This window comes from Jiella avicenniae, from assembly GCF_021390325.1.
In the GTDB taxonomy this organism is placed as follows: Bacteria; Pseudomonadota; Alphaproteobacteria; order Rhizobiales; family Rhizobiaceae; genus Jiella; species Jiella avicenniae.
In genome coordinates this window covers 1-14,072 of record NZ_JAJUWU010000036.1, presented here as the reverse complement: position 1 = coordinate 14,072, position 14,072 = coordinate 1, and the positions used below count along the sequence as shown (strand labels likewise).

Genomic DNA, 14,072 nt, shown 5'->3' with positions numbered 1-14,072 from the left:
GGTCCGCGGTCGGCCGCCAGGCTTGGCAGGCGGCAGCATCGACGCGATCAGCGCCCACTCCCGATCGGTCAAATCGCTTGGATAGCGAGGGCATTCGCGGCTATGTTCGCGGCGAGCGGTATCATCCCACGGCATTGTCTTCTCCCATCGTCTCGACAACGAAGGAGAATCACAACCTCATGATATCGCTCAATTTCTTTTCGCTCGGGCTCTAAGAAATGCGGGTTCACCCCGCACCAATCCCGCCACTTCTTCGGGAACGAATTGAAGCAGAATCGTGTCTCGGCTGAGTTCCGAGCGGACCTTCTCGGTCATGGCGGCAAGACCGAAACGACCGAGCGATACTGCAGCCCGACGGCAATTGCCCTGCAGCTCGACGATCTGCAGAAGATCTCGGTCATGACCGCTCATCTCGAACCACGCTCGATCCAGCTGATCCCTTGGGTTTCACAGAAGCAGAATCCGCCTTGGAGCCGAGGCAGGAAACGTGTTGGATGATACGACCGTGTCGTCGGTCTCGAAATGATGGCTGACCACTGCCGTCCACGAAACACTCGGCCGAGCGTCACAGGGCGTAGGCTGCCTTTCGGCTTCGGCCAGATGAATGCGGAATTTCCGCAAACCGCGTCAGATCGAGAGATGCCTCGCGCCCGTCGCTTAACGGGTATCGTGCATGATGTGCGGCGGACAGGCGATCATCATTTTGTGAAATTTCCGGGACCGAATCGAGTTCCGGGTCAGCCGTAATCAGTGAATCACATGCGTCGCTATGTAGTCCGGCCAGATGAGACGTTGACCGAAATTGCTCGCCGCGAAATTGGTCTCGGTGCTTCCTGGGTCAGAATTTTCGCCTGGAACCGGATGGCGCTCGGCGACTGCGTCGAACCAGATGCACCTGTCCCGGAAGGGACGATTCTCCTCCTGCCGAGCGTCTCCGCCGCGTTCACCCACCGTGATGCGAGCGACTCACTCTGACCGAGTGTCGCGGCAGGATGGGCCCGCAGAGGCCCACAAATCTGTCTTATCAAAGCGTTACGCCGACAACGCAGCCAGAACCTCAGTTCTGCCTCTCTGCCTTCAGTTGAGCGATTTCGGCCCGCATATTTGCGAGGAGGAGTTGTTGACGTTGATCATTTCCGCTCATGCCTTCGAGCGCAGCGACCCGCTCCTCGAGCGTCCGCATTTTCTTTCGAAGTTTCGCACTTACTAACACGTGGCCGACCATCAAAAGAATGAGGCAGCCGAAAAGAATCAGCAGGGTCAGAGTTTTGTCCTCGAAATTGGGACCGTCAAGATGGGGTAGTCTGACTGCAGGGTGAGCCATTTCGCCCCCGTCGCAGACGCCCTATTTCATCAACGGTCATGCCGAGAATCAAGCCACATGTTTGCACAAAGAGCCGTTCGATCCTTTAAACCACAACCTAGATGCATTGCATTTGCTCGAGGCGCATGGGGTTGAAAGCCACTCTGCAGTTGCATTCCCTATCGTCATGAGATCATAGTGATCCTTCTCAGAAGGAGACTTCCATGGCAGATCAAGTGCAGGTCGGCGATGTCGTTCAGCTACTGTCGGGCGGCCCGTCCATGACAGTCGAGGACATTATTCAGGGGCCCCGGGCGAAATGCGTTTGGTTTGCCGAAGACAAGCTTCAAACCGGCGTCTTCGCGTTCGCGCTGCTGAAAAAGGTTTCCTGAAGAGCAAGTCCGTGCCTCTTGATTTGTTCGGTGGCAGATCTCGGATTTATATCCGTGGTCAGAGCACAATCGAAACGACGCGTACCCGTCTTGCACAGGCAATCGCGCTCATCGTCCTTTTTGCGACCGCGGCGGTCGCCGATCCGCCTGCGCCGGCTCAAACAAGAGATGGAGCGGCCAACGAGATTGGCATCTATCCCCCTAACAAAGGATCTCCAAAAGCCACTCAACAACGAGAAAAGCCGGTCACGTCCGAAGCAGAAAGTCCTACACCGATTCAGGCATCGCTTCACGAAATCTGTCGAACGATCCATTCCAGTGCGATTGAAGCAGGAATGGCACCCGGGTTCTTCGTTAGTCTGATCTGGAAGGAGAGTCGCTTTCGGATCGACGCGATTTCTCCGGCCGGAGCGCGGGGCATTGCGCAATTCATGCCCGCGACCGCCAACGACAGAGGCCTCCAGGATCCGTTCGAACCGATCGAGTCCGTCAAGCATGCCGCATCCTACCTTCGTGACCTTCGGCACGAATTTGGCAACTGGGGGCTTGCAGCGGCGGCTTACAATGGCGGACCGTCCCGCGTTCGGCGTTGGATATCTGAAGGCTCGTCTTTGCCTCGCGAGACGAGGGATTATGTTTTCTCTTTGACTGGAAACCAGCCAGAGTGGTTCTTGGCAGAGGGCCGTGAAGTCGACGCTCAGCGCGGTGATGGGGCGGAGGATTTTTCGGCAAGTTGCCTCAAGATTGCCGGCGGCGCCAAGCCGAAGCTTGTTGCCAGTCGCCAAGAGCGTGCGAGACCGACGCTACCTTGGGGCGTCGAAATCGCACGACACTTCCGCGGGGACGTCGCGGAACTGCTCGCCCGACAGCTCCAAAAGCGATATCCAAGGGTCCTCGGAGGCCGAGCAACAGAAATAGTGAAGCAGCCAAGGAACGGGCCGGGACCGCGCTATATCAACATTGCTCAAGTTGCCTTCAGTTCAAAGAATTCTGCGGATCATTTTTGTGTAAAACTAAAGCGATCTGGCGCACGATGTGCAGTTATTCGAAACTATTAATCAAACCGATCGGCAGGTTGCGCTGAATGTATGCGGTCACTTTTGCAAATCGGCACTCATGATTTCGGCCACATATTTCTCGTTTCAGGCGAATTAATCAGACAAGCCGTGCACCGCGGAATCCATGTGGCTCGATCCGGTGCAGCCCCTGGCTTTCGAGCGACTAAGCGTCCGAAAAACTGTCGCTCATGAAGTTTTCAAAGGAATCGCATTTGAGATTTGAAGTAGCGTTTCTGGGTTGAAGGGATTCGGATGTCGGCTGGCTCTGAGAGGAGAAAGTCGATGTCCTTGGTTCACAGCGAGCTTTGCCGAGGTTGCGGATCAGCGCACGGGCAATGCCAAGCGTCACGATCTTCTGGAGGTGTTGACGATCGCCCTGACGGCGGCGGTCGGCGGCGCCGAGCGCTGCTCCGACTTCGCCGATTTTGTTGCCGACCGGGAGGATCTGTTCCAAGAGTTCCCGCGCCCGGAGAACGGGATTCCGAGCCACGACACCTTCGACCGCGTGTTCCGGCTGCTCGACCAGGAGGCGTTCGCCACCTGCTTCGGGCGGTTCGTGGAGGCGTTTGGGCATGGCTGGCGAAGGGGTAATCGCCATCGACGGCAAGACGCTGTGCGGCTCCTTCGACACGGCGCCGAAGCGCTCGCCGCTGACGGTGGTGACGGCGTTCGCCGTGGCCACCCACGCGGTGATCGGGCAACAGGGTTTTCGCGCCGGCGAGGGCGACAGCAAAATCGTCGCGGCCGAGCCCTTCTGAAAAAGCCTAGACCTTTCCGGCCATTTGGTGACGGCCGATGCGATCCACTACCAGAAGGAAACAGCCCAGGTGTCCTTGATCGCGGGGGCGACTATCTTTTGTGCCTGAAGGGCAATCGGCCGGCCACGGTGACCGAATACTTCGCCGATTAAGCGGTTCGCGCAGACCTGCCCGCGGCCGAGACGACCGACGCCGACCACGGCCGCTTCGCGGTGCGGCGCGCCTTTGTCAGCCACGATCTGTCGTGGCTATGGGGGCCGAAACTGGCGGCGGGCGACTTGGTCATTCTGCCGGGACTTGCCTGCCTCGGCATAATCGAGTCCATCGTCACGCGCCACGGCAAGACCAGCATCATCCGCCATTATCACTTGTCCTCGCGGCCGCTAAGTCCCGGGGCCTACTTGGCGGCGGTCCGGACGCATTGGTCCATCGAGAACAGCCTGCATCGGGTGCTCGACATGAGCTTCGACGAAGACCGAACCCGCAACCCCAAGGACAACAGCCCGAAAGATCTCGCCATCCTGCGAAAGCTCGCCCTCAACATGCTCAAGCGCGCCAGGCCCGGCATCTCTATCCGCCGTACGCGAAAAGCTCCAGACTGTCCGGCGACTTCGCTCGATCCATCCTCGGCCAAATGCGATAGGCCTGTCGTTTTTGTCGTGGGTGATCGACGGTCTTACGACAAAATGATATGAGAGCAGATGTTTCCGATGGGGCTAATGCAATTTCCAGTCCGTAAACCCATCGTCAGAATGGCTCCGTCCTTGCCTTCGTCAAAGTCCCCTGAGCTATGACCAAATTTGGGGCGACGGCGCCGATCAGGCGGCGCATTGATCAGCATCGGTGATTTTGACGCCTGCGATGATCATCGGCAAGCGACTTTCGCCCTTCAACCCTCGCCAATTCGAAGCCGCCATAACGAGCTTAAGACCATGCGTAGAGGTGAGGCGCGTGGCGCGGCCGTTAAGTGCGCTCACCCTCGACTCGACGCCGAGAGATCCGACACCCCGACCGGGGTCGGACGGCATTCCGTCCCTCATCATGAACATCGGTTAGATCGACCCGATCGCTGCCAACGTCATTGCAAAGCCTGCTCTGCACGGTCGCGATTGCCAGAATGCGTTCGTTGGCCTCCTCCACCGTTCCTTTCACGTTCGGATCGTCGGACGCCATCGCCTTCGAAAGCAGAGACGAGGATAGGAGAGCGAGATTGTTTCCGATCCGGTGGCTCATACATAACGTCGATTGGCGGGGAATAGTGACCCATTTGCCTATGCCAAGATGGCGCTCGCCGCCATCGGCGACGGCAAGCCGGACATGGGCGAAGAGGGCACCGCGGGCATATAAGAGGCAAGGCAGCGAAGGGCGTACGAGTTGGCGATGGTCCGTCTGCCCGTACAGTCCGAGCGGGCGTCGGTCACGACGAGATCCTCCGCAGCAAAGGCCTTATAATTTTGTATTCTTCGTGCTACATATCCGCAAGATATGTGACACGAAGTTCGCAGATGCCGACACCCCACAATCCCCCTGCCTCCGTGCGACGCGCGTTGCGCAAGCTGGGGGTCGACATCAAGGACGCACGTCGGCGCCGCCGCCTGCCTATGGCCGTGGTGGCCGAGCGGGCCTTCACCTCGCGCTCGACACTTCAGAGGATCGAGGCCGGCGACACCAATGTCAGCATCGGGATCTATGCCGGTGTCCTCCACGCGCTCGGGCTTCTAAAGGGTTTGAGCGATATTGCCGATATCAGCAACGACGTCGTCGGCCAGTCGCTGGCAAGCGCGGATCTGCCGAAGCATGCCCATCCGAGGCGATCGGCCGGAACCTCGCGCGATGGCTGATTTCGAGGTTCATCTCGACCTTCCGGGACGCATTCATCCGGTCGGCCTAGGGCCCAGACTTATTCAGACCCAGAATGCTACGAGGGTTGCGAGAGCGACGGCGGAGAGGAAGTTTCGGGCGAGCTTGTCGTAACGGGTGGCGATACGGCGGAAGTCCTTCAGCCTGCAGAAGGCGGCTTCGATGCGCCACCGGCCCTTGTAGCGGACGGCGTCGTAGTCGACGGGCACCTTTCGGTTCGAGCGCCCTGGTATGACGACAGCGGCACCTTCCGCCTTCAGACGTTTGCGCAGCGCGTTGGCATCGTAACCCTTGTCGGCGATCAGGCAGCGCACCCGGCCAGCCGCGTCCAGCAGTGGTCCGGCCATGGTGATGTCGGCAACGTTGCCCGCCGTCAGCCGCAGAATGACTGGTCGCCCCAAGAGGTCCGTCACCGCATGGATCTTGGTGGTCTGGCCGCCCCGCGAGGTTCCGATTGCCTGCGCCTTCGCCCCCCTTTTCCGCCATGGGCGGAGCGGTGCGCCTTCACGTAGCTGGAGTCGATCGATGCCGAAAGCGCAAGCACGCCCCTGGCAACGAGAGCCTCGAGGATGCGGCTCCACAGCTGGCGGCGGGACCAGCGGTTGAAGCGGTTGTAGATCGTCGTCGGCGGACCGTACTCGGCTGGGCAGTCCTGCCAGCGGCAGCCGGTCTTCAGAACATGCAGGATGCCGCTGATCACGCGCCGATCATCGACCCTGCGCGCGCCCGGCTGGTTCTTCGGAAGGTGCGGCTCGATGGCCGCCCATGCCTCGTCGTCGAGCCAGAAAAGCCTGCTCATCATCGCCTCCGTCGCAAAACGACGACGGGGAATCCGATTTGCTGCACACCTTCAACAGCCTGATTGGGTTTTGGCCCTAGCAAGGAGCAATCGCACCCGTGGCGTCGAGACGATCATGTTCGAGTATGAACACTCCTGGCTCGAAAGCCCCGTCCGGTTCTCTTTGGAACCGGCTCTGGCTCTGACCTGCGGAACTTTCGCACCGCCAGTGGGCCTCGCGACCTTCGGATCGATTGGCGACTCCGCGCCCGATACCTAGTGGTTTGACCGAGACGGCTGAGTCCGTCGTGGGATTTCAATGTGCTATTGCTCATACGAGTCTTGGGCATGCGCGAAGGAATATCCATCAAGCTCGAAGCCGGTGATCGCGACCGGCTCGAGACGGTCGTCGCCGATCGCAACACGCCGCAGAAGCACGTCTGGCGGGCGCGGATCGTCCTCATGAGCTCCGATGGCGTTGGCACGAACGCGATCATGGCCGCGACCAGCAAATCGAAGACGACGGTCTGGCGCTGGCAGGAGCGCTTTACGGTTGAAGGCGTCGAGGGGCTGTTGCGCGACAAGACCCGTCCATCCGGCACGCCGCCGGTTCCCGATGAAACGGTGAAGGAGATCGTGCGGCTAACCCATGAAGCACCGCCTCACGAGGCGACGCATTGGACGGCGCAAGCGATGGCCAAGACGGTCGGGTTGGCGGTCTCGACCATTCAGACAATCTGCCTCATGCAACGCGCGGAACGACACTGCGCCAAGCGTGATGGTCGGGCCGTGCGGACCTTGACCGAGAGCGATTATCTGCTCGGCGTCGCAGACGGGACGTAACTTGGTTCGCTCCTGTTGCGTCGGGTCTCGCCATGCGGTTAGCCACGGCGCTCGCACCGCCCCTTGGCCCGGCCGAAGCGGATGACGAGAGACAGTTCGCGGCAGTCGATCGGATAGAGATGCCGGTCTTCACGCCTTATCGGCATCGACCCGCTCCCCGGCTGGTGGCGCCTTGTGGCTCCCCGTCGCACTTCCAGTATCGTCCGCACGCTCTCATTTTATTTGTCGCGGGCGCGCGTGATGGTGAGACGGCTGACGCCATAGTCGCGGGCAAGCCGGCTGATCGAGACGCCGTCCTGAAGCTTGGCGACGACGGCACGCTTTTGGTCCGCGGTCAAACGCGGCGGGCGGTCCAGGATCTTGCCCTCGGATTTGGCCCTCACAAGGCCAGCCTGAGTGCGTTCGATCAGGAGGTCGCGCTCGAACTCGGCGACGGCATTGATGACCCCAATGATCATGCGCCCGCCGGGCTGGTGAGGTCGACGTCGCCGAGCGCCAAGCAGTGAACCTTGATACCGACTTCGTCGAGTTGATCGACGGTCTTACGCACATCTATCGCATTGCGGCCGAAACGGTCCAGCTTGGTGACGACGAGGATGTCGCCCTCTTCCAGCCGATCGATCAACCTTGCGAAGCCCGGCCGCTCCCAGGCGGCGACCGAGCCGGAGACAGTTTCGGCGACGATGCGACGGGGCTCGACCTCAAAACCCGCCGCGCGAATTTCGCCGAGCTGGTTTTTGGTGTGCTGCTCGATGGTCGAGACCCGTGCATAGGCGAAAATGCGCGACATGGATGGCAATGCATCAAAAACGGCCGTGAATTTATCGCGCATGCTCATATCGATATCACGCTATGTTGTGAGCGCCCCCCCCGGAGAGATGCTCACAACCCGGTCAATTATGGGCAAGTCCGGCTCACGGATAGGATGTCACGAAAGACACCGACGGTTATGAGGTCAGGAAACAAGGCTTTGTTCATAAGGCAAAATTTGTTATAATCAGCCTCACCGGCCTACTTAGAAAACAATGGATACTAGCTAAGTGATCTTGGCCAGAATTGCCGTGCGATCGTCTTGACGCTGAGCAGTCTATGTCCTGCCTTAGAACCCGAAAGCTGAGATCGACCCTCAGGCGGAGAGCGTGATGAAACTCTATGAACTGCCGATGCAGGAGAACGGACGGGTCGTACTGCCTGCTGACCTTCGGAAGTCACTTGGGCTTTCGAAGGGCGATAAGGTCCTGATCGAGGCGGAGGGCGATGAGGTCCGGCTGACCACGGCCCGACTGAGGCGCAAAAAGGCGCATGCTATCGCCAGCAAGTACGCTCGCCCCGGCGTCAGCGTCGTGGACGAGTTTCTCGCCGAGAAGCGCGTCGAGGCTGAACGTGAGATCGCCCGTATGGCGCCGGCGGCGGAATCGGACGATGCGGGTGATCGCTCGTGATCGCCTGAGTCATTGATACCTCGGCAATTCTCGCTTACGCCTTCGCTGAAATGGGCGCCGCTAAGGTCGACTGCTGGATCGAGGCCGGGGCGGCAGTCTCAACGCTCACAGTGCAGGAAACCGTCTCGAAGCTGTGCCAAAGCGGTACGAGCCGCAGCGAGGCGGAAGATCTGTTTCTTTCGCTCGGCCTCAGTGTCCAGAATCTCGACCTGAACCTCGCCTTCACCGCCGGCGCAATGTTCGACCTAACCAAGCCCTACGGCCTCAGCCACGGCGATCGTGCCTCGCCCTCGGCCAGAAGCTTTCCGTCCCGGTCGTTACCGCAGATAAAGCATGGTCGAAGGTTGCCGCCGACCTTGGACTTAAGGTCGAGCAATTTCGCTGAAACTGCAGGCGAGCGCGTGGATAAATTGGGCTAGAGCGCCCGGTAAGAAGTGTGAATCGCCTGGTTTCGGTCGGACTCGTTTTCTGATTCCCTTGGCGCGGGAGGATGCGCACCATGGGAAAATCGGTTTCATCGGACTTGCGGCTTCGGATCGTCCGCGGTGTTGCAGCCGGCCAGACGCGGCGGGGGGCGGCGGCGCGGTTTGACGTGTCCCCCGCAACGGCGGTGAGAGTTCAGGCCCGTTACGCTCGCACCGGTTCGGTAGAGCCGGCCAAGCAGGGACGTCCTGCCGGGTCCGGCAAGCTCGGGCCACATCGGTGCGCCATCATCGAGAAGGTGAAGGCCAAGCCCGACATCACCATGCCGGACCTCGCCGTCTGGCTGGAAGAGCAGTTCGGCGTGACGGCCGATCCGTCGAACCTCTCCAAGCTGCTTCGTCAGGAAGGGTTCACCTATAAAAAAAACGCTGCTGGCATCGGAGAAAGATCGGTCCGACGTCAAGGCGGCGCGGCGTGAGTGGCAAGACCGCCGCCAGCCTTTCATGCACCGGCAACCGGGACGGTTGGTCTTCATCGACGAAACCAGCGTGAGGACCAACATGACGCCGTTGCGAGGCCGCAGCCCTTGCGGCGAGCGCCTGCGGGCAGAGGCGCCGTTCGGCAAATGGCGGACGCAGCCCTTCGTGGCCGGCCTCAGATGCCATGAACTCGTCGCCCCCTGGCTCATCGAGGGCGCCATGGACGGCGCGGCTTTCGACGTCTACGTGCGCACGCAACTGGCGCCATGTCTGGAACCGGGCGACGTCGTGGTGCTCGACAATCTGAACGTCCACAAGAGCCCGAGGGCGGCGCAGGCCATCGCCGAGCGAGGCGCCTGGTTCTTGTTCCTGCCGAAATACTCCCCCGACCTCAACCCGATCGAGATGGCGTTCTCCAAGCTGAAGACGCTGCTTCGCAAAGCGGCCGCCCGCACTCTGGACGAGCTCTGGCAGGCCGTCGGCGACATCTGCGCCCTCTTCAAACCCGACGAATGCTGGAACTACTTCAAAGCTGCAGGCTGTGTTGCAGATTAAACGCCCAACGCTCTAGGAGCGGAATGGCAACTTTCGAGCGTTTGAGCGCGGAATCTGCCGCTTGTTCGCAAGCACGTCTTGCAGTTCGATGCGCGCGTATGCGGCCTCTGCACGGCACGTCGCTCAGTCGCGGGCGGTTTCACGCCTCAGATTACCACGAGAGTTCCTGGTCGAAGCGGTTGAGATACCTCAGCCCTTTCTTGCCGCGGTTGGCCGCGATCATGTCGACGACCTTCGGAATGCTCTCGTCGATCGACAGCGTCGCCTCCTCGCCGCCCATTTCGGTGCGGACCCATCCCGGTGCGACGAGCAGCATCGCGCGCCGATCATCCGGTCGGTGGGCGGCATAGCCCTTCATGAGCATGTTGAGCGCCGCCTTGCTCGACGAGTAGAGCGGCCAGAAGCCGGTGCTGTTTGTAATGCCGCCAAGCTCGGACGTCATGATGGCGATGACGCCGTCTTCGGACACGAGATGATCCAGCAGTTGGACCGAGCGAACGGGAGCAAGGGCGTTCGTCAGCATCATGTCGACGAAGTCCTGCTCTTGGACATCGACCGGGGTCTTGTCGTTCGACCGGGCGATTCCGGCATTGACGAACAGGACGTCGAGCCGGCGATCTTTCAGACGAGCGCCGAGGTCGCGAACGGTCCCGGCCTGCAAGACGTCGGCATGTTCCACCTCGAGCCGATCGGGAAAGCGCTTGCGCAGATCCTCGAGGCTGGGCGCCGAACCGCGTGCCGTGGCGATGACGCGAAAGCCGCGCGTCAGCCATTCCTCGGCCAGCGCAAGGCCGAGCCCGCGCGAGGCGCCGACGATCAGAGCGGTTTCTTCAGTCATGATGGTCTCCTTGAGGTTGTTTTCGACGATCAGAACGCGACTTTGCCGACCGAGGCGCCGCCATCGACATGGATGGTCTGGCCGGTGATGAAGCCGGCGTCCTCCGACAGGAGGAACGCGATGGCTGCGGCGATCTCGTCCGGCTGGCCGACACGACGCATCGGGACGCCGGCGAGATAGCGGCGTTCGCCCTCGCTGCCGGGGGCATTGTTGGCTCTAAACAGCTCCGTCTCGGTCGGGCCGGGCGAAACCGCATTGACGGTGACCCCGGTGGTCGCGAGTTCGAGCGCCCAGCTCCGACTGAAGCTGACGAGGGCCGCCTTGGCCGCGGCATAGGCGGTGCGCTCCACCGAGCCGAGGACGGTGAGGCTGGAGATGTTGACGATCCGCCCCCAGCCCCGCTCCCTCATGCCGGGCAGCAGAGCCTGCACCGCCTGGAGCGCGGGATGCAGATTGACCCGCATCACCTCTTCGAGCGCAGCCAGCTCGACCTCGCCGAGCGGTTGCGGCCGGACGAGCCCAACATTGTTGACGACGCCGTCGAAGCGAAAGCGCCTGGTGAGGTCGGCCAGGATGCGGTCGGTCGCCCGCGGGTCGGCAAGGTCGACGGAGACGAGGGTGCCGGGAAAGTCAGCCGACGCACCGCGCGCAAGGCCGACGACCTGGTGACCGTCTCGGGTGAGACGCTGCGCCAGGGCGAGGCCGATGCCCTTGCTGGCGCCGGTGAGAAGAAAAGTCCGGGACATGAGAGCTCTCGCGAATAAGGCCCCGGCCGCTGACGCGACCGGGTCGGTTGGTCAGGCGGCGACAGTGGTAGCGGCGCGGCGCAGCGCCGGCAGCATGTCCTCGGGCTCGGGGCGGCGGGTATAGTCGGGGTTGACCTCGGCATAGAGGATGGTGCCGTCCTGTCCGACGACGTAGCGAGCCGGCATCGGCAGGGTCCAGCTCGGGTCGCCATTGAAGGCCGGCAGGTCGTTCTTCAGGCTCTTGTAGAGATCGACGAGATAGTCCGGCAGTTCGAAGCGCAGGCCAAAGGCCGCCGCGACGTCATTGTGAGGATCGGACAGGATCGGAAAGCCGATGCTGTTCTGGCGCACCGACTTGCGGCTGTTTGCCGCCGTCTGCGGCGAGATCGCGACGAGGCTGGCGCCGAGCGCCTCGAACTCCGGCAGCGCTCCCTGGAGCGCCTGAAGCTCCATGTTGCAGTAGGGGCACCAGACGCCGCGATAGAAACTGATGACCAGCGGTCCCTTCGCGAGGAGATCGGTCGAAGAGACGAGCTGGTGGTCCGGATCGTAGAGCGTGAAGGCGGGTGCCGTGTCGCCGGCCCTGAGCGCGCGAGCGGCGGCACCGCTGGCGATCAGCTCGGCGGTCGCACGGTGCATCGTCTCGATCACCGAAGGCGGCACGTTATAGGGCGGCTTGCCGGCTTCGAAATCGGCCTTGAAGGCGTCGAGCTTGGCTTGAAGGGTCATGGGAATGTCTCCTTGGATGAAGTTTTGGATAAGATGTTCGATGGCCGATGGGCCTCGCAGCCGCCTGGAGGCAGGCCGCGTCCGTGCGGCTGTGGCTGGTCAGGCGGCCGGCACCAGCGCATTGACGCGGGCGATGGCGCGCTGGACGGCAGGCCGCGCCTCGATCTCGGCGTACCAGCGGGCAAGGTTCGGCGCGTCCTCCAGCCCGACGCCGGCGAACTCGCGCCGCCAGAGCCAGCCGAAATGCGCGATGTCGGCGATGGTGAAGGCGTCGCCGGCGGCGTAACGGCGTTCCGCCAGCACGCCATCGAGGACGGACACGATGCGCCTGGCTTCGCTGACGAAGCGCTCGATTGCGATCGGTTGCGGCTCGGCGGCGAAGCGCTGGAAGAAGCCGGCCTGGCCGAAGGCCGGGCTCAGTCCGGAGGCGTGGAAGAAGAGCTGCTCGAACACCCGCGCCCGGCCTGTCCCCGACGCAGGCAGCAGCCGGCCAGTCTTCTCCGCGAGATAGACCAGGATCGCCGCGGACTCCATCAAAACGAGATCGCCATCGAGGAGTACCGGCACCTTGGCGTTCGGGTTGAGCGCGACGAAGTCAGAGGCCTTTTGTTCGCCCTTGCGGACGTTGACGGCGTGGAGGGTGTAGTCGAGGCCCAATTCCTCCAGTGCGATCGGCACCTTGACGCTGTTGGGCGTGGCGAAGGCGTAGACGTCAAGCATGGTTCTTCCCCGTGAGCGGCAGCCCGATCCGCAGGATCCCGGCTGCCCTGTCTTCGGTGCATCCGAAGGCGTGGGAAAGAGATGCCCGGCTTTGGCTCGACAGGGCAGCCGGCTCAGGGCAATAAAGTTCATTCCGGAATGGAATGGCCGACGAGGACAGAGTGGACCGATACCAGTCGATGAAGACCTTCGTGCGTGTTGTGGAGACGGGCTCGTTCTCCGCCGCGGCGCGTCTTCTCAATGTCGGCCAGCCTGCCGTCTCCAAGACCATCGCCCAGCTCGAGGATCACCTCCAGGTCCGGTTGCTCATCCGCTCGACCCACGGGCTGACGCCGACTGAGGCGGGCCTGCGCTTTCATGAGCGGGCCAAGTCCGCCATCCAAGAAGCCGACGAAGCCGAGCTTGCGGCCAGAGGCGCCGGGGCCGGCCTCTCCGGCCGTCTGCGTGTGTCCGCGGCGACCACCTTCGCACGGCTTCACATCGTGCCGCTGCTGCCGCGCTTTCTCGAACAGCATCCTGGGCTCGAGATCGACGTGATCCTCGACGATCGCTTGATCGACCTAGTCGCCGAAGGCGTCGACGTGTCGCTGCGCATGGGCGCTCTGCTCGATTCCTCCGCCGTTGCACGCAGACTCGCGACGGGCGGTCGCTCGGTGGTGGCGACGCCGGCCTATCTCGCGCAGGCCGGCACGCCGCAAAGCCCGGCCGATCTCGCCGACCATGAGGCCGTGATCTACAGTCAGCTCCCGAATGTCTGGTCGTTCACCCGGGAGAGCACCGAGGCGTCGGTCTCGGTGCGGGGCCGCGTCCGGGTGAGCGCGGCGGAGGGACTGCGCGCCGCGGTGCTCGCCGACGTCGGCCTGACGATCACGTCCGACTGGATGTTCGGGCCGGAACTCGCGAGCGGTGCCGTCCGCCGCGTGCTGGAAGACTGGGCCTTGCCGCCGCTCGACCTCTGGGCGGTGTTCCCGGCCGGTCGCATGGCCAGCGCCAAGGCGCGCGTGTTTGCGAGCTTCGTGGACAGGGCTCCGAATCCAAATTTTTATAGGCTTTGTTGGAGCAGTTCTGCGATGTAATTCGGTGACCATCCAGCAAGTTTTCGTCGTGATTTGAGGGAGTGTTTATCGTTTGCGCTTCGGATGATGTTG

15 protein-coding genes and 5 pseudogenes are annotated in these 14,072 nt (G+C 62.0%); 10 read left to right on the top strand and 10 right to left on the bottom strand.

What is annotated here, in order from left to right; genetic code table 11:
* The 3 genes from LZD57_RS23610 to LZD57_RS23600 all read right to left on the bottom strand — a co-directional run.
* The coding region (locus tag LZD57_RS23610) for a transposase (RefSeq protein WP_420844861.1) at nucleotides 1-135 on the bottom strand (135 nt) is incomplete at its 3' end.
* 54 nt (nucleotides 136-189) lie between these two features.
* On the bottom strand, nucleotides 190-411 hold the full coding sequence (locus tag LZD57_RS23605; RefSeq protein ID WP_233722038.1) for a hypothetical protein: 222 nt from the start codon (nucleotides 409-411) through the stop codon (nucleotides 190-192).
* 646 nt (nucleotides 412-1,057) lie between these two features.
* On the bottom strand, nucleotides 1,058-1,324 hold the full coding sequence (locus tag LZD57_RS23600; protein ID WP_233722037.1) for a hypothetical protein: 267 nt from the start codon (nucleotides 1,322-1,324) through the stop codon (nucleotides 1,058-1,060).
* 203 nt (nucleotides 1,325-1,527) lie between these two features.
* Between LZD57_RS23600 and LZD57_RS23595 the strand changes: the two genes are divergently transcribed.
* From LZD57_RS23595 to LZD57_RS23585, 3 genes and pseudogenes are all read left to right on the top strand, one after another.
* Nucleotides 1,528-1,695 carry a YodC family protein gene (locus LZD57_RS23595; protein ID WP_233722036.1) on the top strand — a complete coding sequence of 56 codons (168 nt, stop codon included), beginning with the start codon at nucleotides 1,528-1,530 and terminating at the stop codon, nucleotides 1,693-1,695.
* Nucleotides 1,696-1,706: 11 nt separating this feature from the next.
* Nucleotides 1,707-2,753, top strand: a complete 1,047-nt coding sequence (locus LZD57_RS23590; RefSeq protein WP_233722035.1) for a lytic transglycosylase domain-containing protein — start codon at nucleotides 1,707-1,709, stop codon at nucleotides 2,751-2,753.
* Nucleotides 2,754-3,018: 265 nt separating this feature from the next.
* Nucleotides 3,019-4,154: pseudogene (locus tag LZD57_RS23585) on the top strand (ISAs1 family transposase).
* A 320-nt stretch (nucleotides 4,155-4,474) separates the two neighbouring features.
* Here LZD57_RS23585 and LZD57_RS24285 read toward each other — a convergent pair.
* A complete protein-coding gene (locus LZD57_RS24285) occupies nucleotides 4,475-4,744 on the bottom strand; it encodes a histidine kinase dimerization/phosphoacceptor domain -containing protein (protein ID WP_420844860.1) in 270 nt (89 codons plus the stop codon).
* 272 nt (nucleotides 4,745-5,016) lie between these two features.
* Between LZD57_RS24285 and LZD57_RS23580 the strand changes: the two genes are divergently transcribed.
* On the top strand, nucleotides 5,017-5,352 hold the full coding sequence (locus tag LZD57_RS23580; protein ID WP_233722034.1) for a helix-turn-helix domain-containing protein: 336 nt from the start codon (nucleotides 5,017-5,019) through the stop codon (nucleotides 5,350-5,352).
* Between the two features lie 63 nt (nucleotides 5,353-5,415).
* On the opposite strand, the gene LZD57_RS23575 is transcribed toward LZD57_RS23580, so the two are convergent.
* Nucleotides 5,416-6,170 (bottom strand): IS5 family transposase gene (locus LZD57_RS23575; protein WP_420844859.1). Its coding sequence is split into 2 segments (ribosomal slippage): nucleotides 5,416-5,829 and nucleotides 5,832-6,170, totalling 753 coding nucleotides; the frame shifts between segments, so codons are not numbered across the junction.
* 31 nt (nucleotides 6,171-6,201) lie between these two features.
* On the opposite strand from LZD57_RS23575, the pseudogene LZD57_RS23570 reads away from it, so the two are divergent.
* Both LZD57_RS23570 and LZD57_RS23565 read left to right on the top strand, forming a co-directional pair.
* Nucleotides 6,202-6,426 (top strand): annotated as a pseudogene (locus LZD57_RS23570) (hypothetical protein); the annotation flags it as partial.
* A 71-nt stretch (nucleotides 6,427-6,497) separates the two neighbouring features.
* A pseudogene (locus LZD57_RS23565) lies at nucleotides 6,498-6,887 on the top strand (helix-turn-helix domain-containing protein); the annotation flags it as partial.
* A gap of 323 nt (nucleotides 6,888-7,210) precedes the next feature.
* On the opposite strand, the pseudogene LZD57_RS23560 reads toward LZD57_RS23565, so the two are convergent.
* Nucleotides 7,211-7,782, bottom strand: a pseudogene (locus LZD57_RS23560) (recombinase family protein).
* A 352-nt stretch (nucleotides 7,783-8,134) separates the two neighbouring features.
* On the opposite strand from LZD57_RS23560, the gene LZD57_RS23555 reads away from it, so the two are divergent.
* The 3 genes and pseudogenes from LZD57_RS23555 to LZD57_RS23545 all read left to right on the top strand — a co-directional run bounded on the left by LZD57_RS23555 (nucleotide 8,135) and on the right by LZD57_RS23545 (nucleotide 9,891).
* A complete protein-coding gene (locus LZD57_RS23555) occupies nucleotides 8,135-8,434 on the top strand; it encodes an AbrB/MazE/SpoVT family DNA-binding domain-containing protein (RefSeq protein ID WP_233722032.1) in 300 nt (99 codons plus the stop codon).
* Between the two features lie 11 nt (nucleotides 8,435-8,445).
* Nucleotides 8,446-8,853, top strand: a complete 408-nt coding sequence (locus LZD57_RS23550; RefSeq protein ID WP_338034734.1) for a hypothetical protein — start codon at nucleotides 8,446-8,448, stop codon at nucleotides 8,851-8,853.
* 80 nt (nucleotides 8,854-8,933) lie between these two features.
* Nucleotides 8,934-9,891: pseudogene (locus LZD57_RS23545) on the top strand (IS630 family transposase).
* Nucleotides 9,892-10,042: 151 nt separating this feature from the next.
* Here LZD57_RS23545 and LZD57_RS23540 read toward each other — a convergent pair.
* From LZD57_RS23540 to LZD57_RS23525, 4 genes are all read right to left on the bottom strand, one after another.
* On the bottom strand, nucleotides 10,043-10,729 hold the full coding sequence (locus LZD57_RS23540) for an SDR family NAD(P)-dependent oxidoreductase (protein WP_233722030.1): 687 nt from the start codon (nucleotides 10,727-10,729) through the stop codon (nucleotides 10,043-10,045).
* 29 nt (nucleotides 10,730-10,758) lie between these two features.
* Complete coding sequence (locus tag LZD57_RS23535; RefSeq protein WP_233722029.1) at nucleotides 10,759-11,475, bottom strand: SDR family oxidoreductase; 717 nt, start codon at nucleotides 11,473-11,475, stop codon at nucleotides 10,759-10,761.
* Between the two features lie 51 nt (nucleotides 11,476-11,526).
* Nucleotides 11,527-12,204 carry a peroxiredoxin-like family protein gene (locus LZD57_RS23530; protein ID WP_233722028.1) on the bottom strand — a complete coding sequence of 226 codons (678 nt, stop codon included), beginning with the start codon at nucleotides 12,202-12,204 and terminating at the stop codon, nucleotides 11,527-11,529.
* A gap of 99 nt (nucleotides 12,205-12,303) precedes the next feature.
* Nucleotides 12,304-12,924 carry a glutathione S-transferase family protein gene (locus tag LZD57_RS23525; protein WP_233722027.1) on the bottom strand — a complete coding sequence of 207 codons (621 nt, stop codon included), beginning with the start codon at nucleotides 12,922-12,924 and terminating at the stop codon, nucleotides 12,304-12,306.
* A gap of 161 nt (nucleotides 12,925-13,085) precedes the next feature.
* Here LZD57_RS23525 and LZD57_RS23520 point away from each other — a divergent pair, with 161 nt between their 5' ends.
* The gene (locus tag LZD57_RS23520) at nucleotides 13,086-14,000 is read left to right on the top strand and encodes a LysR family transcriptional regulator (protein WP_233722039.1); all 915 of its coding nucleotides are present in this window, start codon (nucleotides 13,086-13,088) and stop codon (nucleotides 13,998-14,000) included.
* Nucleotides 14,001-14,072: the final 72 nt, after the last annotated feature.

Excerpts from the sequence above, each read along its gene's own strand:
- LZD57_RS23605 (WP_233722038.1), bottom strand. The coding sequence starts at position 411 with ATGAGCGGTCATGACCGAGATCTTCTGCAGATCGTCGAGCTGCAGGGC.
- LZD57_RS23600 (WP_233722037.1), bottom strand. The coding sequence starts at position 1,324 with ATGGCTCACCCTGCAGTCAGACTACCCCATCTTGACGGTCCCAATTTC.
- LZD57_RS23595 (WP_233722036.1), top strand. The coding sequence starts at position 1,528 with ATGGCAGATCAAGTGCAGGTCGGCGATGTCGTTCAGCTACTGTCGGGC.
- LZD57_RS24285 (WP_420844860.1), bottom strand. The coding sequence starts at position 4,744 with ATGAGCCACCGGATCGGAAACAATCTCGCTCTCCTATCCTCGTCTCTG.
- LZD57_RS23580 (WP_233722034.1), top strand. The coding sequence starts at position 5,017 with ATGCCGACACCCCACAATCCCCCTGCCTCCGTGCGACGCGCGTTGCGC.
- LZD57_RS23555 (WP_233722032.1), top strand. The coding sequence starts at position 8,135 with ATGAAACTCTATGAACTGCCGATGCAGGAGAACGGACGGGTCGTACTG.
- LZD57_RS23540 (WP_233722030.1), bottom strand. The coding sequence starts at position 10,729 with ATGACTGAAGAAACCGCTCTGATCGTCGGCGCCTCGCGCGGGCTCGGC.
- LZD57_RS23535 (WP_233722029.1), bottom strand. The coding sequence starts at position 11,475 with ATGTCCCGGACTTTTCTTCTCACCGGCGCCAGCAAGGGCATCGGCCTC.
- LZD57_RS23530 (WP_233722028.1), bottom strand. The coding sequence starts at position 12,204 with ATGACCCTTCAAGCCAAGCTCGACGCCTTCAAGGCCGATTTCGAAGCC.
- LZD57_RS23525 (WP_233722027.1), bottom strand. The coding sequence starts at position 12,924 with ATGCTTGACGTCTACGCCTTCGCCACGCCCAACAGCGTCAAGGTGCCG.